Genomic DNA, 23,893 nt, shown 5'->3' with positions numbered 1-23,893 from the left:
CCTTTCTACAAGAAAAAAACTACGAGACCACGAATATGAAGTTACAGTATTTTGAATTAGATAAGCCCTATGTGGAAAATCAACAGAGGATTGAGGAGCTGATGGACTCAGCTACGCTAACTTACGAGGAAGCTAGAATTAAGGACTATCGACAGAATTGGAAAGACCTTAGAAGAGCGTTCGTATATGAATCCAAATGTATGACCTCTATGGTAGAACGGCTTTTCAAACCAGTTATAACCCAGGATTGTTGGAAAATCATCGTAGAATGTGTAGATACGATTAGCAATCCAGCTATCATGAACCTCCTTGGCGTCTATACTGTTCAGGTCTTATTTGATTTTTCTAGCTATGAAAGTTTGAGTCCATTGAATCAGAAAAAAAAGCTCTTAGAGGCCTTTCTAAAAGGGGTAAAGCGCGTGTTTCAGGAGCTCTCTATTCCATGCTCCTTGATAGAGGATGTAGTCAATGAAATAGAGAAAAACGATTACGAAAATAGCTGGGAGTGGAAAAGGAAGAAGATCCAATCCACGAGCTATTCCATTCAAGTGGAGCATCAGCTGGATAAGGTGGATTTGTTTTGGGAGATAGAGCACAAGGACAAGAGCATCCGTCAGTTGATTCAATCCTGCCCTGCTCACGAGATGGACTATGGGGCTAAGCTAGGTAAACTGGAAACAAAAGGGAACTTCCTTTATCTGTTGGATAAAGAGAATGAGGTTGTGAGCAAGCTAGAGCTGGAAACAATAGCTGAATGAACCCCAAAAAACTAGCCATTGTCCATAAAACACTTATCAATAGAAAGTAAGCAAGATAGTAGGAAATGGCCATATAACAAAATAGAATACAAAAGATTAAGGGTCAAAAACTATGGTGAATAAATTAGCAAATGTTCGTGAAGGAGAAATTTTCGCAATTCCATTGTTTTTATCGGATAGATCTGATTTAGAGAGATTTAAAAAATCTGATTTCTCTGGGAAAAATAAAAAATTCGCCTATTGTAGAATCATCAGAGATCTAGGTGGTGGCGGTATACTCATAGAGGTTTTTACTTTAATCGATGGATTGTCTCCTGAAATAGAGGACATCATCCAATCAGGAAGGTTATTTCCGCCAATTGCCATAAATGGTCTGGGAATATATAAAAAACGCTGGCCGAAAGTCGGACAACAAGAGAAGTATGACTGCGAAATAGATTCTCATTTTTCTCAAATACAGTTAGTTCTTCCTGCCTTACCGCATGAAAATCCTAGACTATGGCAGAATGGTCAAGAAAAGTTTATTTCTTTTGAGGAGAGCAAGGATTATGAAGAATGGACAGTTTGGCTTTCTTCTCATTTAGAAAAAAGAATTATTGAAAGTTTAAAAGCAAGAGGAATCAACATTTAGTTATGAAATCAGATAATTTTTTTAAATGACAGAATTGAGGTAGACTGGATGAATTGGGATGATGAGATAGAACGTCTTATAAAAAGTGATTTCTTTTTTAAAATGGGAGAAACTGAACAAATAGATCATGTTATCTTTATAAAAAACGTCAATGAAGCTTTTATAAATCCTACGGAAGAAGCTTTTGAGAATCTATATAAAAAAATGAATTGGCTTCCGTCGTCGCTGAGTGATAAAGATCCATTTTATGGGGATCTTAAAGTTCCAGAGGAACTTGTAGATTATAGGAAAAGGGTTAGTCAAATTATATTCCAAAAGGCAAGAGAGATGGATAAAAGCCTGTTTGTATCCGGAGCGCATGATTTTTCAAATGTTGCTAAAATGGAAATGTCCTTTGCTTTTAGACAATATTTAGTAGAAAAGTCCTTGTCGTTAGGGTCTTATTGGGAAAATATTGTTAACTTGTATTATATGGGACATTGGCCGATAGGGTATTATGAAGGGATTCTGTTTGCTATTTAAGATAACATGATTAAAAGTAAATACAAAAGTATGAGGCTTTGCTAGAGATTTATTCTGACCTATCAAATGTTTTTCATGAAGCAAGCACCCTTTAGCTAACGAGAGAGCACGAACAATGAGTGAGTTAAAAAAGAGATTATCTTTATTAAAAGTAGAAAAACGAATCAATCAGTTGAAGGGGATTAAGGATGTCCATTTTCTGACCGATAAACCTAAAGAAATTGCTTGGTATGCTGGGGAGTTAAATCCTATAGACTCTCCGCCTCCTTGCCTTTATGAGGTTCCTGTTGACCTTGCGACTAAAGATCTAAGTAAGTCAATTCAAAGTCTAGTTGGCAATAGTAGTCAGTTTATCCTAGTTTTTTGGGAGTTTTCACCAGTTTACGTCTTGTTTCAAATGGAGTCTCTGGATAACTTTTTGCCCTCTTATTTTACTGAATTTTCTACTAAGGACCTGACGCTTTTCTTTCGAAATCATGAAAAAGTACTGGATCTCCATTTAGCGGAGGATAAAGTAGAAGTGAGAGTCTTGGAGAATAAGGCTAAGAACCGGTAAATTCTATAAATTGAAAATGAACATAGAATTAGTCGATGAAAGAGGCAAAGAGGAAAGAATGCCATTCTTGGAGAGACAAATGGTAAAGGAAGATTCTAATGTGTGAAAAAGAATATTATTATTATGGCAATAGTGAGTTTATGTCAGGCTTAGGAGTTATTTATACAGAGTTTACTGGTCAGCGTGCAAGTCGACAAATTAACGTTTTGAATGGGCACTCTTATGCTTCTTCTTGCCTACAGGATTATGTTCCAGAAGTAGGGTTTCTACTCTATGATGGTCGAAAAGATGAGTTGGATTTATCAGACTCCATCAAGATTAGTCAAGAGGAATTTGAACGAATTTGGGCTCATGCTGTCGCTAGCGGTCAGAATGATACGTAATCGTCAGTTGAAAATAGCCAAATATAATCCCAAAAATGTGAGAGGAGTCTAATAATGATGTTCAATTTGTTAAAGGAATTCGTAGAAGTCTATCATAGAAATAAGGGCTTAGGAGAGCTTGTATTTACTAGTGACTGTCTGACTGTAGAGAAGCTTTCTTTGACTGGTCAAGTAAAAGACTTTTACCAGCATTTAGACTTTGATGAGGAAGCTTATTTTAGAGGAGCTCCCTATGATCTTGCTCTAATTCCTCTCCCTCTATGTGAAGCTGCATCAGAAGGATGGCAGGATACTAGCTGGAAAGAGAGTTATGTGGTTTTTGCTCACATGATGGGAGATGAGCCAATCTTTTGTGACCTAACGAGCGAGCTTAGTCCTGTATTTGGCAAGATTCCTGGAAATTCCAAGCTCTATAGCTTAAGCCCCTCTTTATCTACTTTCTTGTCTACCTATAGTCAGATGAAAGAGCTAGAAATCACCAAATTTGAGAATGACATCTACATTGATGAGGACTTGTCGGACTATAAAGAAGGTTTTTTAACAGGAATCATGGCTATTATCGAGGAGCAACTTCCTGAAGCCTATCGAAAAGACTTTATTGAATTTATGCTGGGCTAAAGCCAAAAATGGAGAGATGAGAAGCAAATGAAAATGAAGAATTTTTTAAAATGTTGTGAGGATCTGGTCATACAAGAAAGTGGGGCCTCAGCTCTTGAACTAGAAAAACTCAAAGCCAGACAGTTTCCTCAAGCTCACTTGGATTTGCTCTCCATAACCAACGGCTTGGAATTTTATGGTGGCTATTATCGTTTGTTTGGTACAGATTCTGCTCAAGCCATCACACTGGACTCTTGGAATTCGGATAGGCTATGGAAAGATGTCTGGAGAGATTATACATCAGACTACTATTTTTTTGGTATGTCTGCTATTGGAGATCAATTCGCTTATAGATTGAAGGATGGGAACATTCAAAGTCATCAAGTTTATTATTTAGATGGGATTACTATGGATGTCATCGAAATCTATGACAGTTTTGAAGCATTTTTCGAGAGGGAATTTGTTCTGAAAGCCCAAGGTGGGATGGAATCTATTTTTGTTTCTGCTAGGGAACGATTCGGAAATCTAGACCTCTCCACAAGCTGTATTTATTCCCCTTCCTTAATGATTGTGAATGATCCAAGCGTTGAGAATCTCATGCTTTTACCGACAAAGGATGTCATGACTATCAATGGGGATTTGCTTGTTCAATTATCTGATTTGGAGGAGTCGATTACGAAACTAGAGCAATATCTAGACGCTTCGGGTAGAGCCAGAGTCAAGGTCATTTTTGATCAAGATTGAGCAAGCAGGATAAAGTTTATTTAGAAAAAATACTCTGAAGATTCGTGATTTTAACCTTTTTGCGACAAGAGATGATTTAGTCTTTTAGTTAAGGTGTCATTGTAAAATTATTTAGGTTGAAAATAGAAAACGAAGCATTTTATTCATGCAAAGAGGTGAATGATGACCAGTTTAGATAAATATTTAGAGATCATTAAAAAAGGATTTTCCGAAAGAGAGAATTTAATGGCAATGGAGCCTCTGCGTACTATTGAAGAGATTGCACCATTATTGGATGAAACATTGACTTATAAAGAATTTATCGATATCAATCGCTTATTAAGACAAAAGTACATTGTCGAAAACCCAGAGGATATGCTAAAAGATGTAGATTTTAACCAGCTTACTTTACCTAGCAATACGAGGGTGATTTACTTGATGGGAAGTAAATCTGATGTGCTAGACTTTTCAAAATATGAACAAGTAGAAAAGATTTTATTAGTTGGGGCTAGAAAAGTAAGAAAGATCATCTTACCCCAGAATGATTGTGTGAAAGCTCTAGGGATATCTTCTATGACAAATTTGGAAACGATAGAGAACATCTCTTTTCATACAGGTATGCGTTATCTGCACTTTGATTATGGTGTAAAGTTGCCAAACTTTTCTTTTATTAGGGATTTAAATCAGTTGCTCTATCTTTCATTTACGGCAAATAAAAAATTACCAGAATTGGATTTTATCCATCCATCTAGTGAGCTCCGTTTTTTAGATTTTGTCGATACGTCTATTTTTAACTACGCATCAACAGTTAGCTACCTGAAGTGTCTGAAACATCTTCGATTTTTAACAACGGGAAGAACGAATCAAAAGCAAAGGGATCTTCTTAGAAGCGAGTTACCACATGTTTGCATGCGAGAGGGTTAAAAACGACTTCAATACAGGTTTTTATAACCTATGTTTTCAGAATAAATAAACTATTAGTCCCGTTGTTTAAGTAGGAGGATATATGAGCCATACGAATCTAGCAAAAGAAACCTTCCTCCAGTTTATGCAGGCCATGTATTCTTGGGAGAGGAAAGCCACTAGGAGCCTAAGAAACCAAGCCGATAAAGAGATGTTGAAAGATGAATTAGCTGCTATATTTGATCAGTTTTGTAAATCTAAAAAAACACTCAGAGAAAGGGAAGTATCTTTATCTGTTCGATTTCCATTTGACTATAAATTAGAAACGCATCCCATCATTGATGAAGAGCATGACGGGAATCAAACTTACTTCTATATCAAGGAGAATCGTTCTGGTTTAGAAACTCTCTATCGTTTTCGAATGGTGTTTCAAGAAGGACGATGGTGGATTGATAAGAAAGAATGGCTTGGTGATGGGAAGTGGATCAATTCTTCTTTGTGATATACTGAAGAATGTAGGAAGACAGGAAGAAATGTGTTTCAAAAGACAGTGGTAGTCTAAGTGTAAGTAATGAAATGTTAGAGGTCAATATGAATAAAACACTTTCAAATCAAAAAAGAAAATTAACTGCTATAAAAAATAAAATACTGAAGGCAAGAGATTTTCACTTAGAGGCAGAAAACCTATCTAATACTGAAGCCATTTTAACAGCTCTAAAATCTGATAAGAAAAGCGTTAAAGTTAACTATGAAGAAAATGGTGAGATGAGATCATATCTGTATGATCATATAGATATGATTGATTCTATAAGTCCGTATCCTCTAGTCTCTAATTTTATAGAAAGTAAAACATCTGAAAACTACCAGTTATTATTGAATGGCTGTTTTTGTTCTGTAATGGCAGATATGGCTTCTGCTAAATACTTGGCTAAAGGGGGCTCAAACTTTGATACAGATATTTGTTTGAATATCTTATTTGCCCTTGCCTATCTAGATGATACTTATGTAGAGTTTTTAATTGATAAATTAGCCTATTTTAAAGAAGCCTAAGTTGAAAAAGGGAAAAAAGTTATTTTCTTTTCAGCCAAGAGTTTATTGCCTTTAGTCGTTTTTCTTTATGGAAATGGGAAGAGTAATCGACTTACTAACCTACTGGAGAATGCTTGTGATGCCAAATATCAACCCTTGGACACGAATCCTTATCAAAATGTGAATGATGTCTATAAACAGGTTATGGATACTATTTTTTCAGAGGATGTTGATGTTTTTAGAGAAACAATTTTATCCATGTGTGATTATCATTTAGCGAACACCAGAGATAGTCATTTAGTAGACTTCAATACCTTACTATGGCAATATTTCCCAATTGAAATCTTAGTTTTACTAAAAGAACGTCAGAAAAGAGGCCTCCCAATCGACGGGCTTAGGCATCCCTTGCTTGATGACTTTTTGCCCTATTTCATGGATAACTTTCAGCTATCCGAGCAAAATAAGATGATTTTAGGAACGATTTTAGACTAGTTGTGTAGAATGGATGGAAATCGTCAATAACCCATGCAATCGCAAGGAATTATAGGAATCACCTATATCCATTTAGATTCCTAGTAAAGTGCAATGAGGAACTCTCCACATCCTGTTAGAAGAGAGGTAAAAAAATGAAAGAGGCCAAAGAACTCTTCGTAAAAAATGGCTTTTCGCGACTAAAGCGAACCCATAACTATTATAAAATTGATCATGATTTTTATACGGTCATCTATTTTCAACGAAAATCAGATGGTAGTGCCTATTTTGTGAATGTTGGCCTTCACCCCCTCTTTCTGGACGCGGGACTGTTAGAAGAAGTGGATTGTGCTTTACGGACGCGATTAGGTTCTATCGATTATAGAAATGGCATGGATCAAGCTGAATTGGAAAAGGCTGTCCAAGAGGCCATTGATTTTACTGCTCAGTATGCGTCGTATCCTACCGTATTTTCGAGCATAGATCCCGAGAAGGATCTTGAGAAGGATTGGTTGTTAAAACAATTCTCTATCACCAAAGTGAACTTATGCAGATTGTATGTTGAGTATTATGATTCAATCGATTCTAAGAAGTTGGCTTTAGATTTTGCAAACTATGGCTTATCCATTACACCTAAGATTGCTTCTGTTCCTAAAAACTTCTTTAAAACCTATATTCGTTCGGGAGAAATAATTAAAACTACTTATTAGGGTGGAGTGAAAGTGAAGATTTACTGATCAATATCCTGACGAAAGAAACCGGTAGGGGAAAATAGATGTATCTTAATGAACTAATCTAAGACCTTGATAATAATCTTGAGCTGGCATTCTATGTCAGTCTTGTACCAAAAAGGAAATAAGAGATGAAGAACTATTTACTGGACGAAAGGATATTTCAGTATCCTGAATCGTTTAAAAAATTGATTGAACTCAATTTAGTTGATTTTGATTGTTGGTATCTGTTGGATTCAGAATGGGCCCTATCTCTGTACAAGGGATTGCAGGAAAGGTATCCAAGCAGAAAGTTGATTCCATTTGCTAAAAGAGGAGATTGTGATGATACAGCTTGTTTTGAAATAGGAAAGGGCAATAAGGTCCAACTCATTCATGATTTTGCTGCCGAAGGATGGGAGCAACGAAAAGAATTTAACGATTTTTGGGAATGGGTAGAATATGCGGTAAAATGCATGATAGACTATAATAAAGAGGATGGGATTGAATAATCGCAAGCTCTTTGTTAGGGGCGAAGGTACTGAACTACAAGGTAAGGAGAACAAATGGAAACGATTACCTAATTATTAAATGAGATTGAAAAAAGTCTCCAACAGCTAGATCATCCTTGTGTAGATCATCTAAATCCGGGACTATCTTCTCAAAAAATTCAAGAATTATTTGAGGAAATCCCATTGCAACCAAACCAAGACTTGCATGCCCTTTATGCTTGGAGAAATGGATCAAAAAACAGTGAGGGAGTCACACTCGGTGAGCTGGCATTTTTTCCTGGTTTTTATTTGATGTCTCTGGAAGAAAGTATCCAGACCTACATGGAACTAAGAGCAAGGGATGTTTGGAACAAATTTTGGTTCCCAATTTTTGCCAGTGGAGGGGGAGATTTTTATGCCATGATCCTGGCTCCAGAAGCTCAGGGACAAATTCTTGGTTTTTATGTATTTGAAGAAGAGGCCCAGGTCGAATATCGGTCATTGAAATCCATGCTCACAACCTTTAAAGTATGTTATGACCAAGGTATTATTTTCCGTAATGATGGAGGTTATTTGGATATGGATTATAGAAAGCATGCTGAGGTAGCACATGAGATAAATCCAGATGTGAAGATATGGCTGGAATTCTTAAAGGAGACGTAATACGAATGACCGAGGAGAGAAAAATGACAGTAGTTACTGTATTAAAAAAGATCATTAAACTCTATGAGGAAACAACGTTTATCCCCCAATCGGTGAGTTTTTCAGATGAAAAATTGAGGATCCAGTCATCAGATTTGACAGGAGAATTACTTGATTATTATCAACACATAGCATTTGAAAAGAATTTGTATTTTGCTAATGATAGTTTTAATATCATTTTGTTGCCATTAGATTCTCATGCAAGGACGGTTGAATGCTGGGCCTTACAAGATGATCCTCAGTTTACTGAGGGGCAATACCAGATATTCGCTGTTACAGATATAGATGACATTCTTTTCTGCGATATAAGTGATGAAAAATCTCCTGTTTACGCTTGGATACCTGGAGAATGTAATTATTACAAACTCAGTGAAAGTTTGACGGAGTTTTTTGAGTTCTATTTTGCTTTTTCAAATTTCTGGGGCCAAAGAGAAGATGTCCCTCTGGAGGAATATATTGCTGGGACAGGTGACTTGATAGAGAGCTACCTTTCTCCAAGCGTCCAAACAACAGCAAAAGAATATCTATTTCGGTAAAATTAATCTGAGAAAAGCCTTTCTTAGTAACACAAAGTGAATTGGATAGGAGAAAAGAAATGGATGTGAAAGAACTCATCGAAGAGGTTGAAAATGATCTTGAGTTAGTATCGTATTTAAACTGGGTCCCCAAAAAGAATAAGAAGACCCAAGCTAGCTATCTCGAATCGCTAAATCATCTGGCCTATTTACTTTATCTGGATGATCAAGAGGAAATGGCTAAGAAATTGTTGGAGAGTGTCATACAAGTCCCATTTGAAGGAAATTATAACACTTGGACCTTTATTGATAGTTCTCTGGTTTTATTGGCCTATCTGGAAAGAGAGGCAGAAAATCAGGTATTCGTCTATAAAAAGCTTCTTTTATCCCCATTAGAACAAGGGGAGGAATCCACTCAAAACATAAGAAGGAAAGTTCATCAGAGATTTTTGAATTGTGATAGCTTGGAGCAAAAGCTTGCAAAAATCGAGCAAGCTTCAAGTCTTGAATCAGAAATGGAACGTCGTCTGCTATACTTGACAGATTTATTGAAGATTCACCTCTTTATTGCTGAGTCAATGTGTGAAGAGACAGATATTCAGGCAAAAATTGAAGAGAATATGGAGATACTGAAGAAGTATATCAAGGAACATGAAATCTATAGCCTCTTTCCTTTTAAGGGATAAGGTGAGCTAGCAATCTTTGACTTTTAGAAAGAATGGAATATGGAAATCAAAAATCACTTTGGTGTCTATGGCATTTGCTATGAGAAAGGAAAATTACTCTGCATTGAGAAAACGAGAGGGCCTTATCAGCGTCGTTTTGATCTACCGGGTGGTAGTCAGGAAGCAGGTGAAGGGTTGACTGAAACCCTCAAGAGAGAGGTTCTGGAGGAGACAGGCTATACGCTTAGCTGTTATTTAAATCCTAGGATGTATGATGTGCTGGTTCAAGAAGAAGGGCAAGATTTCGCTGTGCATCATATCATGGCCTTTTATGATATCGTACTCGATTTCGAGAGCTCTCAACAATCTCTTCCTCAGGAGGTTCTTGATGGAAGAAATGATTCAGCAAATGCAATTTGGGTCCCTATTGAGCAGATTACCCTAGAAAATGCCTCACCCTTAGTATTGAAGGTGGAGGCAGAGTTACGAGGATTTCCAGAATTAGAACGGACAAGCTATAGAAATTGGAAGGTGAAATAGAGGGATAATGGAACTATTTAAAACATGGAAGAAATATATGGTTCTCTATGGACTTAAATCTCAAATCGGTACTGTTTATCGAAACAGTGATAGGACAACGAGCTTTTATGATATTGGGAATTTTCTATACCTAGCAGGGGAGTTGGATTCCAGATTTTGGGAAGATTTTGTTAGGCAATATGGTTTAGATTATAAGATTATTATTTCAGAAGACACTAAGTGGCAAGATTTTCTGCATCGGCAAGGTGGGTTAATTTCTTTTACTCGCTATTCTTTTAAGGATAAGGCAAATTTTCAAGTTGAACTTCTAAATGATCTAGTTACTCATATAGAGGAAGGTTACAATATTGTGCCTATTGATAATCGTATTTATAACTGCCTTTCTGAGGAAGAATGGTCACAAGATTTACAGGGGGATTTTGAGTCCTACCAGGATTTTGCTTTAAAAGGTGGATTTGGCTTTGTGATTCTTAAAAATAATGAAGTGATTGCTGGGATTTCCTCAGGGTTAGTTTACCACGGAGCAGTTGAAGTGGAAGTTGCAACTAGACCAGACAAACAAGGAAATGGATTTGCTAAAAAACTTGGTGCTGCAATGATTCTAGAGAGTTTAAATAGAGATATGTTTCTACTTTGGGATGCTCATAACGAGGCTTCCAAAAAAGTAGCAGAATTTTTAGGATATGAGTTAGTTGAACCTTATGAAGCTTTTGAACTAAAGGAAAGTGTCGTATAATGATATCTGATATTGTATCTTTTAAGACGAGGTGAATGAACATGCAAAATCAACTAGCTCTTAGTGGCGAAAAAATTGTTGAAAAAGTTTATCCCCATTTATTGCACCACGTCGGCTTGATTCGTGGGGAATACTTGTTGAGAGAACTTAACAAAAACATACTATTACCAAATTGTCAGCAATTTGTGAAAGATTATCTAGACACTATTTGTCATTTGTACTCAGATGAAGAAGTCTGGTATCGCTTTTCAGAGTTAACAAATGCAGAAGCAAATAGTCTAGACGGGACTAAAGAGTATTTTGACGAACGTCACCCCTTATTTGGATACAGAGGTATCAGGCGTTTGTTGGCGTGTCCAGATGAATTTCAGGCTGAGACAAATGTTGTTACAGAAGTTTTTCAAACCAATCCCAATCTGTCTATTATTTTTCCTTTTGTCAATGATGCCGAACAATTAAAACAAGCTATTACAGTATTGCGTCAGTATGGTTTTACCGGGAAAGTCGGCACGATGATTGAATTACCATCAGCTTATTTCGACTTGGACAGGATACTGGAAACTGGTATTTCAAAGATTGTAGTTGGAATGAATGATTTAACTTCTTTTATTTTTGCGACTGTGAGAAACAGTCAATGGCATGATATGGAAAGTCCAATTATGTTAGATATGTTGAGACAGATGCAGGATAAAGCAAGGAAGAACAAGATTGATTTTGCTGTAGCAGGCTATCTGAATACTTCTTTCATACAAAAAATGAATCAGATGGGTATCGAATGTATTCTCCATTACAGCTCTATTCCAGAGATTTTTGATTTAGAAATTGACCATCCAGACCATCTTAAACATATAAAAAAAGAAAGTAAAAAATTACAAAGGAGAACCCATGACACCGCAAGAAATGTGGAATGCCTACAAGCAAATTAACCCCTCTATCGGAGATGAGATAGATGCCTGGGCTTTTGGAGTAGAGGCAGATCTCTTGGCTGACTTGGTTCTAAGAGGCGAAAAAACAGCAACAGCCTCAGCTTACGACCTCTACGCAGTAGAGGACGAACCCCTTCCCCAAGAAGGGACCTTTGATGTCATTTTAGACAGTCAAGATCAAGCTGTTTGCATCGTCGAAATTACCAAGGTTTCCGTTCAGCCTTTCCATCAGGTTTCAGCCGACCATGCCTACAAGGAAGGTGAAGGAGACAAATCACTGGCCTACTGGCGTCAGGTTCATGAAGACTTTTTCAAAGACTGGTTAGGAGAAGCAGGTTTGGCTTTTACACCTGACAGCAAGATTGTTTTGGAAGAATTTCGCAAGGTCTACCCTCTGTAGACTACTAGAAGGAAGAAAGTTTTGGAAATCACCGTCCAAAGCTTTTTTCTGACTTAAAATATGATAAAATAGGTATGTTTGAACTAGAGCATTTGCTCAGAAATTTAGAATAGGAGAAAATGATGCAAGCAGTAGAACATTATATTGAAAAATTTGTTCCTGAACATTATGATTTATTTTTAGACTTGAGTCGTGAGACCAAGACTTTTTCAGGAAAAGTGTCTATCACTGGTCAAGCTAAAAGTGACCGTATTTCCCTTCACCAAAAAGACCTAGAGATTGCTTCTGTTGAAGTAGCAGGCCAAGCTCGTCCATTTACAGTAGATAACGAAAACGAAGCCCTTCATATCGAACTTGCGCAAGCAGGTTCAGTTGAATTAGTTATCGCTTTTTCAGGTAAAATCACAGATAACATGACAGGAATCTACCCATCATACTATACAGTTGATGGTGTTAAGAAGGAAGTTTTGTCAACTCAGTTTGAAAGTCACTTTGCTCGTGAAGCCTTCCCATGTGTGGATGAGCCAGAAGCTAAAGCAACCTTCGACCTAGCTCTTCGCTTTGACCAAGCAGAAGGCGAATTGGCCTTGTCAAACATGCCAGAGATTGACGTTGAAAACCGCAAGGAAACTGGTATCTGGAAGTTTGAGACAACACCACGTATGTCTTCTTACTTGTTAGCTTTCGCGGCTGGAGACTTGCAAGGCGTTACCGCAAAAACTAAAAATGGTACTTTGGTAGGTGTCTACTCAACCAAAGCACATCCACTTTCTAACCTTGAATTCTCACTAGACATCGCTGTTCGTTCCATCGAATTTTACGAAGACTACTATGGTGTCAAATATCCAATTCCTCAATCTCTTCATATCGCCCTTCCTGACTTCTCATCAGGTGCTATGGAAAACTGGGGTCTTGTCACTTACCGTGAAGTTTACTTGGTTGTGGACGAAAACTCAACCTTTGCCAGCCGTCAACAAGTTGCTCTTGTCATTGCCCATGAGCTTGCTCACCAATGGTTTGGTAACCTTGTAACTATGAAGTGGTGGGATGATCTTTGGCTCAATGAAAGCTTCGCAAACATGATGGAATATGTCTGTGTGGATGCCATCGAGCCAAGCTGGAATATTTTTGAAGATTTCCAAACAAGTGGTGTTCCTTCAGCTCTTAAACGTGATGCGACAGATGGTGTTCAGTCAGTTCACGTAGAAGTAACTCATCCGGACGAAATCAATACTCTCTTTGACCCTGCTATTGTTTATGCTAAAGGTAGCCGTCTCATGCACATGCTTCGTCGTTGGTTAGGAGATGCTGATTTTGCGAAAGGATTGCATGCCTACTTTGAAAAACACCAATATGGAAATACTATTGGTCGTGACCTATGGAATGCTCTTGGTCAAGCTTCAGGGCGTGATGTAGCAGCCTTTATGGATTCTTGGTTGGAACAACCTGGTTATCCAGTCTTGACTGTAAAAGTTGAAAATGATGTCTTGAAGATTTCACAAAAACAATTCTTCATCGGTGAGCACGAAGACAAGAACCGTCTCTGGGTAGTGCCACTCAACAGCAACTGGAAAGGTTTACCAGATACTCTTGAAACTGAAAGTATTGAAATTCCTGGCTACGCTGCTTTGCTTGCTGAAAATAAGACAGCTCTTCGACTCAATACCGAAAACACAGCACACTACATTACAGATTATCAAGGTGAGTTGCTGGATGCTATCCTTTCAGAATTAGTAGAACTTGATAATACAAGCAAACTTCAAATCGTCCAAGAACGTCGTTTGTTGGCTGAAGCTGGTCACATTTCATTTGCGGACTTGCTTCCAGTTGTGGATCAATTGGCACAAGAAGAATCTTATCTAGTTGTTGCTGCGGTTTCTCAAGTTATTTCAGCTCTTGAGCGCTTTATTGATGAAGGAACTGAAACTGAGAAAGCCTTTAAAGCACTTGTTGCTAAGCTCGCTCGTTACAACTATGATCGCCTTGGATTTGAAGCAAAAGACGGAGAAGCAGATGAGGACGAATTGGTTCGTCAATTGACAATCTCAATGATGATTCGCTCAAACGATGAGGAAGCCAGCCAAGTTGCTAGTCAAATCTTTGCAGCTCATAAGGACAATCTTGCAGGTCTTCCAGCAGCTATTCGCTCTCAAGTTCTCATCAATGAAATGAAACACCATGAGACTAAAGACTTGGTAGCTCTTTATCTTGATCTATATACTCATGCTACAGATGCAGTCTTTAAACGTCAGTTAGCTGCAGCCCTATCATACAGCACAGATGCTGAAAATATCCAAACACTTCTTGCAACTTGGAAAGATAAATTTATCGTCAAACCACAAGACCTTGCATTGTGGTACCTCCACTTCCTTGGACACAAGGCTACTCAAGAAACCGTCTGGACATGGGCGCGTGAAAACTGGGATTGGATTAAAGGTGCTCTTGGTGGAGATATGAGCTTTGATCGATTTGTTATCTACCCTTCAAACGTCTTTAAAACGGAAGAACGCTTGGCAGAATACAAAGCTTTCTTTGAGCCACAAGTTTCTGACCTAGCCCTTAGCCGTAATATCCGTATGGGTATCAAGGATATCGCAGCTCGCGTTGAATTGATTAAGAGAGAAAAAGCAGCAGTTGAAGCATCAGTCGCACAATATAGCAAGGCTTAACACATTCAAGTCTAAATAGATGATAAAAACTCAACTTTTCCTAGAAAAACAAGGAAAGTTGAGTTTTTTTTAAGATATTTTTGTTATAATAAGCTTAATAAGGAGGAATTTTTGATGATCAAAATTCTATTAGTGGAAGATGACCTAGGCCTATCAAATTCAGTTTTTGATTTTTTGGATGATTTTGCTGATGTCATGCAGGTTTTTGATGGAGAAGAAGGTCTTTATGAGGCTGAAAGTGGCGTATATGATTTGATTCTGTTGGACTTGATGTTACCAGAAAAAAATGGTTTCCAAGTTTTAAAAGAATTGCGTGAAAAAGGTATTTCAACTCCAGTTCTGATCATGACGGCTAAGGAAAGCTTGGATGATAAGGGACACGGATTTGAACTTGGGGCAGATGATTATCTGACCAAACCTTTCTACTTAGAAGAACTCAAGATGCGTATCCAGGCTCTTCTCAAACGTTCAGGGAAATTTAACGAAAATACCTTAACGTATGGTGATTTGACAGTCAATCTATCTACTAATGAAGTTAAGGTTCAAGATGCCTCTGTTGAGCTGCTTGGTAAAGAATTTGAACTATTGGTCTATTTCCTCCAAAACCAAAATGTCATCTTACCAAAAACCCAAATCTTTGACCGTTTATGGGGATTTGACAGTGACACAACCATCTCCGTAGTAGAAGTCTATGTATCAAAAGTTCGTAAGAAATTAAAGGGGACAGCCTTTGCTGAGAATCTCCAAACATTACGCAGTGTTGGGTATATTTTAAAACATGTTTAATAAAATAAAAAAGAATTGGTATGCAGAAGATTTCAGCTACTTTATCCGTAATTTTGGAGTATTCACGCTGATTTTCTCTGCCATGACCTTGATTATCCTGCAGGTTATGCACTCCAGTCTATACACGTCTGTAGATGAGAAACTTCTAGCACTGAGCAATAATCCTCAGGATATTATTCAATTGGCGGTCAATCGTGCAACAGAAGATGTTAAGGATTTAGATGGTGGAAATGTTACCTCAAATTCGGATAAAAGAGTCACAATTAGCTCCAATACGGAAGTAATTTTACTGGATTCAAATCTGAATCAATTAGTGACTGGAAATCGCTTTTTAGGATTAGATAGAATAACCTTCAATAAAAAGGATTTAAACCATATTCGTCAGCTTCATATTGTAAATAGCTATGGTCAGGATGAGGTTTATCGTGTCGTCTTGACAGAAATGAAAATTGATTCTGTATCAAGTAACATTAAGTATGCTGCCGTTCTAATAAATACCAGCCAGCTAGAACAAACCAGTAAAAATCACGAGCAGTTAATTGTGGTGGTCATGGCAAGTTTTTGGATTCTATCTATTTTGGCTAGTCTCTACCTTGCTCGTGTCAGTGTTAAGCCCTTGCTCGAAAGTATGCAAAAGCAGCAGAGCTTTGTGGAAAATGCTAGTCATGAATTACGCACTCCACTAGCAGTTCTTCAAAATCGTCTGGAAACACTTTTTAGAAAACCAGAAGCGACTATTATGGAGTCAAGTGAGAGCATTGCTTCGAGTTTGGAAGAAGTCCGAAATATGAAGTTTTTGACGACTAACCTTCTCAATCTCGCACGTAGAGATGATGGGATTAAGCCAGATCTTTGTGAAGTAGAACCTGATTTCTTTAATACGACCTTTACCAACTATGAAATGATTGCATCTGAAAATAATCGCGTCTTTCGTTTTGAAAACCGTGTTCATCGCACTATCATCACTGATAAACTCCTTCTTAAACAACTGATGACGATTTTGTTTGACAATGCTGTCAAATACACAGAAGAAGAAGGAGATATTTATTTTGAGATTTCAGCGACAGAACGCAGTCTATATTTAACTGTAGCAGATAATGGAATCGGTATCTCTGCAGCAGATAAAAAGAAAATCTTTGATCGTTTTTATCGCGTTGATAAGGCTCGTACACGTCAAAAGGGAGGTTTTGGTCTTGGTTTGTCATTAGCCAAGCAAATCGTTGATGCCCTTAAGGGAACTATCAATGTTAAGGACAACAAACCAAATGGAACTATTTTTGAAGTCAAGCTAGCTATCTCAACACCATCTAAACGTAAAAATAAATAAAAAAACCTTCGATTCATCGAAGGTTTTTATTTGAATTTTTTCTTGATAAAAGTACGCTGAAATTGCAATGCTACAAGACTGAGACCGATAGCCAAAGCAAATGATAAAACAGTATTGACTTTTAGTGATAAGAACAAAAAGCTAAAGATAGCTAAAAAGACGCAGAAGCAAGCAATGTTCACAAAAAATAGGACTTCCTTTACACTAGCGACAGAAGCACTTTCTGGAACATATTCTTGGAACTGAGCGGTTTTTACACTTTCTTGTTCTAACTCATACGGGTGTAATTTTCTAACAGGCATGTTTCTCTCCTTAACAGTACATTACTATTTTATCATTTTTTAAAGAGAGAATTATTACAGAATGGTTACAAATTGCATAAAATCTGTTATCAGGGCTAATTTCGGTTTTCTTGACATGCTGATGAGAAAATGATAGGATGAGTAAACCGTTTAAACTTTATTATTTTTCTCTTATTTCAACGAGGGGGAATTTGATGGTTAAAACGAATAAAAATCATACACAGATGCAAATAAATTCAATTTTGAAGTAAGGACAGGATTCTTTTAAATTGATTCTAGTTGTTCATGACGAGATAGTTTTCTATCTTTAGTGCTATGGTGAAGAGGAGATTTGTTCCCTCGACAACAGAATACTTAAAGGAGATTGGCATGTATCTTGCTATCAAAGAAATTTTACAGAATAAACTGCGATACAGTTTAATTCTAACTACCATTTTTCTCATTGCTTTTATGGTCTTTTTTATGACCAGTTTGGCTTTAGGACTCGTTCGAAATAATAGGGTTGCTATCGATAATTGGCAAGCAACAGGAGTTGTGCTATCCGATTATGCAAATGACAATTTGACTGCATCCTTTATACCTGAAAAAGACTACAAGGATAAGGTTTCTGAGGATGCTGTTCCCCTAAGCTATATGTTTGCTGTAACAAACTTAGTCAATAGTAGTGATAAGATTAATGTCTCTATTTTTGGTCAAGAGTGGGACAGTTTTATCTCGCCAACCTTGATTGAAGGGCATTATCCAGAAAATGACCAAGAAGTGGTAGTGGATCAGTCTTTTGAAAATTATGGCATCAAACTTGGGGACGCAATTCAACTCAACGGGAGTGAGACAAGTTTTAAGATTGTAGGCTTGACCAAAGGAAATAAATTTTTCACGGAACCTGTTGTTTTTACGAGCCTGACAACGTATTGGAATTTGCAAGGAACAACAAAAGCTAATCGCTCTATCTCTGCATTGGTATTGCAAAATGATGTAGAAGTGACTGGCGATGGCTTGAAGCAGATTTCTATTCAAAAAATGATTTCAAAAATTCCTGGCTATACCCCTCAGGTCAATGTATTCTCAGGAATGATTCTAGCTATGATTGTCATTACAGGTCTGATTGTAGGAATTTTTATCTACATCATTACTATTCAAAAATTAGGCCTCTATGGCATTATGCGAGCGCAAGGGATTCAGATAAAATCCATCGTATGGTCCCTTTTCTGTCAAATCTTTCTTTTATCTGGTTTGGGTATAGGATTGGCTTTATTAACCATTTGGGCTGTTATTCTAGTCTTACCTGCAACCTTCTTTTTCTACCCTAGTTGGCTGGCATACTTTGTGTTAAGCCTGGTCATCTGCTTGATGGCACTTCTAGGTGGCGTCATTTCGCTTCCTCGTCTGCTAAAAGTAGATCCAATTACAGCCATTGCAGAATGATAAGGAGAATGACATGACGACATTAATTGAGATGATTCAAGTGACAAAAACTTATGGCGAAGGCAATATGAAAGTGACAGCTCTTCATGAGACCAATTTTCAGCTGAATGCTGGGGAGTTTGTAGCGATTGTGGGGCCTTCTGGGTCAGGTAAAACAACCTTTTTAACGACTCTAGGCCAACTTCAGGAAGCTTCAAGTGGAAAGATTCTAGTAAAGGGAAAAGAGACAGGGCATTTATCTGAAAAAGAAAAAACGGATTTGCGCTTTAGTGAATTTGGTTTTATCCTCCAGGCTTCAAATCTGATTCCCTTTTTAACGGTTAAGGAGCAATTAGATTTAATTGACCGTTTAGACAAAAAGAAATCTATAAAAAGTGACCGACAAGAGCTATTTAGTTTATTGGATTTGGACAAGGTCCAAAATCACTATCCCAAAGCTCTCTCAGGTGGAGAACGCCAACGAGCTGCAATTGCTAGAGCCCTATACAATAATCCGAGTATCGTGCTTGCAGACGAGCCTACAGCTAGCTTAGATACGCAACGAGCTTATCAAGTTACGGATATGCTGGCTTCAATTGCCCATGAGCAAGGCAGGGGTGTTGTCATGATTACGCATGATACTCGCTTGCTAGATAAGGTTGACCGTATTTATGTTATGAATGACGGACGACTAGTTGAAAAGACACAAGTATAAAACGAAAAAGTGAACTGTTATTGATACGGTTCACTTTTTTTAAAAATTTGAACTAACAAGACCCACTTTTCTATATAGCTGATTTTTTAGAAATGTGGTATAATTTTCTCTATGGAAAAGATTATCATTACAGCAACTGCTGAAAGTATTGAACAAGTGAAACAGCTACTCGAGGCTGGTGTCGACCGTATTTATGTTGGGGAGAAGGATTTTGGACTTCGTCTACCGACAATCTTTAGTCATGAAGAATTGCGTGAAATCGCAAAAATCGTTCATGATGCAGGTAAGGAATTAATCGTCGCGGTTAATGCTCTTATGCACCAAGACATGATGGACCGTATCAAGCCATTCTTGGATTTTCTAGAGGAAATCAAGACCGACTACATCACTGTTGGAGACGCTGGTGTTTTTTATGTGGTCAACCGTGACGGCTATTCTTTCAAAACCATTTATGATGCGTCAACCATGGTCACTAGCAGTCGTCAGATCAACTTCTGGGGACAAAAAGCAGGAGCGTCAGAAGCTGTTTTGGCGCGTGAAATCCCGTCTGCTGAACTTTTCAAAATGCCTGAAATTTTAGAAATTCCAGCAGAAGTTTTGGTTTATGGTGCTAGTGTTATCCACCATTCTAAGCGTCCGCTCTTGCAAAACTACTATAACTTCACACAGATTGATGATGAAAAATCTCGTCAACGTGACTTGTTCTTGGCTGAGCCAAGTGACCCAGAGAGCCATTATTCTATTTTTGAAGACAATCATGGGACTCATATCTTTGCTAACAATGACCTTGATTTGATGACCAAGTTAACAGAATTAGTTGAGCATGGATTCACTCATTGGAAACTTGAAGGTCTCTACACTCCAGGCCAAAATTTTGTAGAAATTGCAAAACTCTTTATCCAAGCGCGCAATTTAATTCAAGAAGGTAACTTTACACATGACCAAGCCTTCTTGCTCGATGAAGAAGTTCGCAAACTTCACCCTAAAAATCGTTTCTTGGATACTGGATTTTACGACTATGACCCTGACATGGTTAAATAAGAATCAAAAACCCGAAATAAAATGTTCGGGTTTTTCTGATATTTGGATGAATTTGAAGCGTATTCATGATATAATAGAAGTAGCTCTATTTGGAGGTATATAAGTGGAAAATCTGAAAAAAATGGCGGGTATCAAGGCTGCTGAGTTCGTCAAAAATGGTATGGTTGTCGGGCTTGGAACGGGATCAACTGCCTACTATTTCGTAGAAGAAATAGGTCGTCGTATCAAGGAAGAAGGTTTACAGATTACAGCTGTAACGACTTCTAGTGTGACCAGCAAACAGGCAGAAGAACTCAATATTCCCCTTAAATCAATCGACCAAGTGGATTTTGTAGATCTAACCGTGGATGGTGCTGATGAAGTAGACAGTCAGTTTAATGGTATCAAAGGTGGTGGCGGTGCCCTTCTCATGGAGAAGGTAGTAGCAACGCCCTCAAAAGAATACATTTGGGTGGTCGATGAAAGCAAACTGGTAGAGAAACTGGGTGCTTTTAAATTGCCTGTAGAGGTAGTTCAATACGGTGCTGAACAGGTCTTTCGTCTATTTGAGCGAGCTGGCTATAGACCGAGCTACCGTGAAAAAGATGGTCAACGTTTTGTGACAGATATGCAGAACTTTATCATTGATTTAGACTTGAAAGTGATTGAAGAACCAACCGCTTTTGGGAAAGAGTTAGACCATATCGTTGGTGTTGTAGAACACGGCTTGTTTAACCAAATGGTGGATAAAGTCATCGTTGCTGGACAAAATGGCGTTCAGATTTTAACTTCAACAAAAGCAAAATAATTAAAACAATAAGGAGACACACTATGACAAAATTTAATCGTATTCACTTGGTAGTATTGGATTCTGTAGGGATTGGTGCAGCGCCAGATGCTAATAACTTTGTCAATGCAGGAGTGCCAGACGGGGCTGCAGACACACTTGGACACATTTCAAAAGCTGTAGGTTTGGATGTACCAAATATGGCAAAACTTGGTCTTGGAAACATCCCTCGTGAAACACCATTGAAGACTGTTCCAGCTGAAAGCAACCCTACTGGTTATGCGACTAAGCTAGAGGAAGTTTCTCTTGGAAAAGATACCATGACCGGTCACTGGGAAATCATGGGACTTAATATCACAGAACCATTTGATACTTTCTGGAATGGCTTCCCTGAAGAAATTATCACAAAGATTGAAGAATTTTCAGGCCGTAAGGTTATTCGTGAAGCTAACAAACCTTATTCTGGTACAGCTGTTATTGATGATTTCGGACCACGCCAAATGGAAACTGGTGAGTTGATTATCTATACTTCAGCTGACCCAGTTCTTCAAATTGCAGCCCACGAAGACATCATTCCTTTGGATGAATTGTACCGTATTTGTGAATACGCTCGTTCCATTACGTTGGAACGTCCGGCTCTTCTAGGACGTATCATTGCTCGCCCATACGTTGGGGAGCCAGGAAACTTCACACGTACTGCCAATCGTCGTGACTTGGCTGTATCACCATTTGCGCCAACTGTTTTGGACAAATTGAATGAAGCCGGTATTGATACTTATGCGGTTGGTAAGATTAATGATATCTTCAATGGTGCAGGTATCAACCACGATATGGGTCACAACAAATCAAACAGCCACGGAATTGACAACTTGATCAAGGCTATGAAATCAGAAGACTTTAAACATGGCTTCTCATTCACTAACTTGGTTGACTTCGATGCCCTATATGGACACCGTCGTGATCCACACGGGTACCGTGATTGCTTGCATGAGTTTGATGAGCGATTGCCAGAAATTATGGCAGCAATGAGAGAAGATGATCTTCTTTTGATTACTGCTGACCATGGGAACGATCCAACCTATGCTGGTACTGACCATACTCGTGAATATATCCCACTCTTGGCATACAGCCCATCCTTTAAAGGAAGTGGTCTAATTCCAGTCGGAAACTTCGCTGATATCTCAGCAACTATTGCTGATAATTTTGGCGTTGAAACTGCCATGATTGGTAAGAGCTTCCTAGATCAATTAGTTTAATATGACTCGCTACGCTCTTCTCGTAAGAGGAATCAATGTTGGTGGAAAGAATAAGGTAGTGATGGCTCAACTACGTCAGGAATTGGCAGAGTTGGGATTAGAAAATGTTGAAACTTACATTAATAGTGGCAATGTTTTCTTTGATAGCAGTAAGGCTAGAACTCAGTTAGTTGAGAGTCTGCAGGGCTTCTTTGAAGAATATTATCCATTTATCAAAAGTTTTTCCTTGGTGTCTCAAGAAGACTATGAAGAGGAGATTAGAACTCTTCCGGATTGGTGGTTCCAAGAAATGGCTCGAAAGGATGTTCTCTTTTATACAGAAGGATTACATGTAGAAACAGTTGTAGAGAAAGTGAAAACTCTACAACTTCTAGATGAAGTTCTTCATTTCGGAAAGCATGGAATCTTCTGGGGTAAATTGTCAGAAGAAACCTACGCTAAAACAGCCTACCACAAGCAACTGCTGAAGCTGCCTTTCTATCGCAAGATTACTATTCGTAACGCGAATACCTTTGACAAAATCGGTCAATTGCTAAAAAATTATGAAGGAGACAGATAATGACATTATTAGCAAAAATCAATGAAACAGCTGCTTTCTTGAAAGAAAAGGGAGTAGAGGCGCCAGAGTTCGGTTTAATCCTTGGTTCAGGACTTGGTGAATTAGCTGAAGAAATCGAAAATCCAGTTGTTGTAGACTACGCTGAAATTCCAAACTGGGGTCGTTCAACAGTTGTTGGACACGCTGGTAAATTGGTCTACGGAGAGCTTGCAGGACGTAAGGTCTTGGCTCTACAAGGACGTTTCCACTTCTACGAAGGAAATCCGCTTGAAGTTGTTACTTTCCCAGTTCGTGTCATGAAAGTGTTGGGATGTGCAGGGGTTCTTGTAACCAACGCTGCTGGTGGTATCGGCTTTGGACCTGGTACCTTGATGGCTATCACTGACCACATTAACATGACTGGTCAAAACCCATTGATTGGTGAAAACTTGGATGACTTCGGTCCACGTTTCCCAGATATGTCAAAAGCCTACACTCCAGAATACCGTAAGACTGCTCATCAAGTGGCTGACAATCTTGGTATTAAATTGGATGATGGTGTCTATATTGGTGTGACTGGTCCAACTTATGAAACTCCAGCTGAAATTCGTGCGTATAAGACACTTGGGGCAGATGCTGTCGGAATGTCAACTGTTCCAGAAGTCATCGTTGCAGCACACTCTGGCTTGAAGGTTCTTGGTATTTCATGTATTACCAACTTTGCGGCTGGTTTCCAAGAAGAGCTTAACCATGAAGAAGTAGTAGAAGTGACAGAACGTGTCAAAGGCGACTTCAAGGGCTTGCTAAAAGCGATTCTTGCTGAATTGTAAT

The 23,893-nt window shown here is 38.2% G+C and carries 31 protein-coding genes; 30 read left to right on the top strand and 1 reads right to left on the bottom strand.

The window, feature by feature from the left end; translation table 11 throughout:
* The first annotated feature begins 35 nt into the window (after nt 1-35).
* The 23 genes from ACWPVF_RS05960 to ACWPVF_RS05850 all read left to right on the top strand — a co-directional run bounded on the left by ACWPVF_RS05960 (nt 36) and on the right by ACWPVF_RS05850 (nt 17,040).
* Nucleotides 36-758: a hypothetical protein gene (locus ACWPVF_RS05960; protein WP_414307515.1), complete on the top strand. Its 723-nt coding sequence runs from the start codon at nt 36-38 to the stop codon at nt 756-758.
* 112 nt (nt 759-870) lie between these two features.
* Complete coding sequence (locus tag ACWPVF_RS05955) at nt 871-1,389, top strand: immunity 26/phosphotriesterase HocA family protein (protein WP_414307514.1); 519 nt, start codon at nt 871-873, stop codon at nt 1,387-1,389.
* Nucleotides 1,390-1,437: 48 nt separating this feature from the next.
* Nucleotides 1,438-1,911, top strand: a complete 474-nt coding sequence (locus ACWPVF_RS05950; protein WP_414307513.1) for a hypothetical protein — start codon at nt 1,438-1,440, stop codon at nt 1,909-1,911.
* A 115-nt stretch (nt 1,912-2,026) separates the two neighbouring features.
* Nucleotides 2,027-2,467 carry a hypothetical protein gene (locus ACWPVF_RS05945; protein ID WP_454385171.1) on the top strand — a complete coding sequence of 147 codons (441 nt, stop codon included), beginning with the start codon at nt 2,027-2,029 and terminating at the stop codon, nt 2,465-2,467.
* A 98-nt stretch (nt 2,468-2,565) separates the two neighbouring features.
* The gene (locus ACWPVF_RS05940; protein ID WP_414307511.1) at nt 2,566-2,850 is read left to right on the top strand and encodes a hypothetical protein; all 285 of its coding nucleotides are present in this window, start codon (nt 2,566-2,568) and stop codon (nt 2,848-2,850) included.
* A gap of 54 nt (nt 2,851-2,904) precedes the next feature.
* Complete coding sequence (locus ACWPVF_RS05935) at nt 2,905-3,468, top strand: hypothetical protein (RefSeq protein WP_414307510.1); 564 nt, start codon at nt 2,905-2,907, stop codon at nt 3,466-3,468.
* Nucleotides 3,469-3,495: 27 nt separating this feature from the next.
* A complete protein-coding gene (locus tag ACWPVF_RS05930; RefSeq protein WP_414307509.1) occupies nt 3,496-4,191 on the top strand; it encodes an SMI1/KNR4 family protein in 696 nt (231 codons plus the stop codon).
* A gap of 162 nt (nt 4,192-4,353) precedes the next feature.
* Nucleotides 4,354-5,094 (top strand): hypothetical protein, encoded by a 741-nt coding sequence (locus ACWPVF_RS05925; RefSeq protein ID WP_414307508.1) that lies wholly within the window; start codon nt 4,354-4,356, stop codon nt 5,092-5,094.
* 82 nt (nt 5,095-5,176) lie between these two features.
* Nucleotides 5,177-5,575 (top strand): NTF2 fold immunity protein, encoded by a 399-nt coding sequence (locus tag ACWPVF_RS05920; protein ID WP_414307507.1) that lies wholly within the window; start codon nt 5,177-5,179, stop codon nt 5,573-5,575.
* 89 nt (nt 5,576-5,664) lie between these two features.
* Complete coding sequence (locus ACWPVF_RS05915; protein ID WP_414307506.1) at nt 5,665-6,123, top strand: hypothetical protein; 459 nt, start codon at nt 5,665-5,667, stop codon at nt 6,121-6,123.
* Nucleotides 6,124-6,168: 45 nt separating this feature from the next.
* Nucleotides 6,169-6,594 (top strand): hypothetical protein, encoded by a 426-nt coding sequence (locus tag ACWPVF_RS05910; RefSeq protein WP_414307505.1) that lies wholly within the window; start codon nt 6,169-6,171, stop codon nt 6,592-6,594.
* 134 nt (nt 6,595-6,728) lie between these two features.
* On the top strand, nt 6,729-7,283 hold the full coding sequence (locus ACWPVF_RS05905; RefSeq protein ID WP_414307504.1) for a DUF4304 domain-containing protein: 555 nt from the start codon (nt 6,729-6,731) through the stop codon (nt 7,281-7,283).
* Nucleotides 7,284-7,435: 152 nt separating this feature from the next.
* Nucleotides 7,436-7,795 (top strand): hypothetical protein, encoded by a 360-nt coding sequence (locus ACWPVF_RS05900; RefSeq protein ID WP_414307503.1) that lies wholly within the window; start codon nt 7,436-7,438, stop codon nt 7,793-7,795.
* A gap of 84 nt (nt 7,796-7,879) precedes the next feature.
* Nucleotides 7,880-8,437 (top strand): SMI1/KNR4 family protein, encoded by a 558-nt coding sequence (locus tag ACWPVF_RS05895; protein WP_414307678.1) that lies wholly within the window; start codon nt 7,880-7,882, stop codon nt 8,435-8,437.
* Nucleotides 8,438-8,460: 23 nt separating this feature from the next.
* Entirely contained in the window at nt 8,461-9,012 is a 552-nt protein-coding gene (locus ACWPVF_RS05890) for a hypothetical protein (protein ID WP_414307502.1), read from the top strand.
* 59 nt (nt 9,013-9,071) lie between these two features.
* The gene (locus ACWPVF_RS05885; RefSeq protein ID WP_414307501.1) at nt 9,072-9,677 is read left to right on the top strand and encodes a DUF6707 family protein; all 606 of its coding nucleotides are present in this window, start codon (nt 9,072-9,074) and stop codon (nt 9,675-9,677) included.
* A 39-nt stretch (nt 9,678-9,716) separates the two neighbouring features.
* Nucleotides 9,717-10,196, top strand: coding sequence for an NUDIX hydrolase (locus tag ACWPVF_RS05880; protein ID WP_045615158.1), 480 nt, complete (start codon nt 9,717-9,719; stop codon nt 10,194-10,196).
* Nucleotides 10,197-10,203: 7 nt separating this feature from the next.
* Complete coding sequence (locus tag ACWPVF_RS05875; RefSeq protein ID WP_045615157.1) at nt 10,204-10,932, top strand: GNAT family N-acetyltransferase; 729 nt, start codon at nt 10,204-10,206, stop codon at nt 10,930-10,932.
* Nucleotides 10,933-10,973: 41 nt separating this feature from the next.
* On the top strand, nt 10,974-11,858 hold the full coding sequence (locus ACWPVF_RS05870) for a putative PEP-binding protein (protein ID WP_045615156.1): 885 nt from the start codon (nt 10,974-10,976) through the stop codon (nt 11,856-11,858).
* Complete coding sequence (locus ACWPVF_RS05865; RefSeq protein ID WP_045615155.1) at nt 11,818-12,258, top strand: ASCH domain-containing protein; 441 nt, start codon at nt 11,818-11,820, stop codon at nt 12,256-12,258. The genes ACWPVF_RS05870 and ACWPVF_RS05865 overlap by 41 nt, the downstream gene beginning before the upstream one ends.
* 122 nt (nt 12,259-12,380) lie before the next feature.
* Complete coding sequence (locus tag ACWPVF_RS05860) at nt 12,381-14,927, top strand: M1 family metallopeptidase (protein WP_414307677.1); 2,547 nt, start codon at nt 12,381-12,383, stop codon at nt 14,925-14,927.
* Between the two features lie 114 nt (nt 14,928-15,041).
* Nucleotides 15,042-15,713 (top strand): two-component system response regulator CiaR, encoded by a 672-nt coding sequence (gene ciaR, locus ACWPVF_RS05855; RefSeq protein WP_045615151.1) that lies wholly within the window; start codon nt 15,042-15,044, stop codon nt 15,711-15,713.
* Nucleotides 15,706-17,040, top strand: a complete 1,335-nt coding sequence (locus ACWPVF_RS05850; protein ID WP_414307500.1) for a sensor histidine kinase — start codon at nt 15,706-15,708, stop codon at nt 17,038-17,040. Before ciaR ends, ACWPVF_RS05850 begins: the two co-directional genes overlap by 8 nt.
* Before the next feature lie 26 nt (nt 17,041-17,066).
* Here ACWPVF_RS05850 and ACWPVF_RS05845 read toward each other — a convergent pair whose 3' ends face one another.
* Nucleotides 17,067-17,342 (bottom strand): DUF3270 family protein, encoded by a 276-nt coding sequence (locus tag ACWPVF_RS05845; RefSeq protein WP_414307499.1) that lies wholly within the window; start codon nt 17,340-17,342, stop codon nt 17,067-17,069.
* 369 nt (nt 17,343-17,711) lie between these two features.
* Between ACWPVF_RS05845 and ACWPVF_RS05840 the strand changes: the two genes are divergently transcribed.
* From ACWPVF_RS05840 to ACWPVF_RS05810, 7 genes are all read left to right on the top strand, one after another.
* A complete protein-coding gene (locus ACWPVF_RS05840) occupies nt 17,712-18,767 on the top strand; it encodes an ABC transporter permease (protein ID WP_414307498.1) in 1,056 nt (351 codons plus the stop codon).
* Nucleotides 18,768-18,780: 13 nt separating this feature from the next.
* Nucleotides 18,781-19,461 carry an ABC transporter ATP-binding protein gene (locus tag ACWPVF_RS05835; protein ID WP_225750187.1) on the top strand — a complete coding sequence of 227 codons (681 nt, stop codon included), beginning with the start codon at nt 18,781-18,783 and terminating at the stop codon, nt 19,459-19,461.
* Between the two features lie 111 nt (nt 19,462-19,572).
* Nucleotides 19,573-20,502, top strand: a complete 930-nt coding sequence (locus tag ACWPVF_RS05830; RefSeq protein ID WP_414307497.1) for a peptidase U32 family protein — start codon at nt 19,573-19,575, stop codon at nt 20,500-20,502.
* A gap of 103 nt (nt 20,503-20,605) precedes the next feature.
* On the top strand, nt 20,606-21,289 hold the full coding sequence (gene rpiA / locus ACWPVF_RS05825; protein WP_414307496.1) for a ribose-5-phosphate isomerase RpiA: 684 nt from the start codon (nt 20,606-20,608) through the stop codon (nt 21,287-21,289).
* Between the two features lie 23 nt (nt 21,290-21,312).
* Nucleotides 21,313-22,524 (top strand): phosphopentomutase, encoded by a 1,212-nt coding sequence (locus tag ACWPVF_RS05820; protein ID WP_414256787.1) that lies wholly within the window; start codon nt 21,313-21,315, stop codon nt 22,522-22,524.
* 1 nt (nt 22,525) lies between these two features.
* Entirely contained in the window at nt 22,526-23,083 is a 558-nt protein-coding gene (locus ACWPVF_RS05815; protein WP_414307495.1) for a DUF1697 domain-containing protein, read from the top strand.
* Nucleotides 23,083-23,892 (top strand): purine-nucleoside phosphorylase, encoded by an 810-nt coding sequence (locus ACWPVF_RS05810; protein WP_454385162.1) that lies wholly within the window; start codon nt 23,083-23,085, stop codon nt 23,890-23,892. Before ACWPVF_RS05815 ends, ACWPVF_RS05810 begins: the two co-directional genes overlap by 1 nt.
* Nucleotide 23,893 lies beyond the last annotated feature (1 nt).

This window comes from Streptococcus sp. Marseille-Q7087 (genome assembly GCF_965111935.1).
The sequence above is the reverse complement of the archived record's forward strand: the minus strand, read 5'-3'. Positions and strand labels throughout refer to the sequence as shown.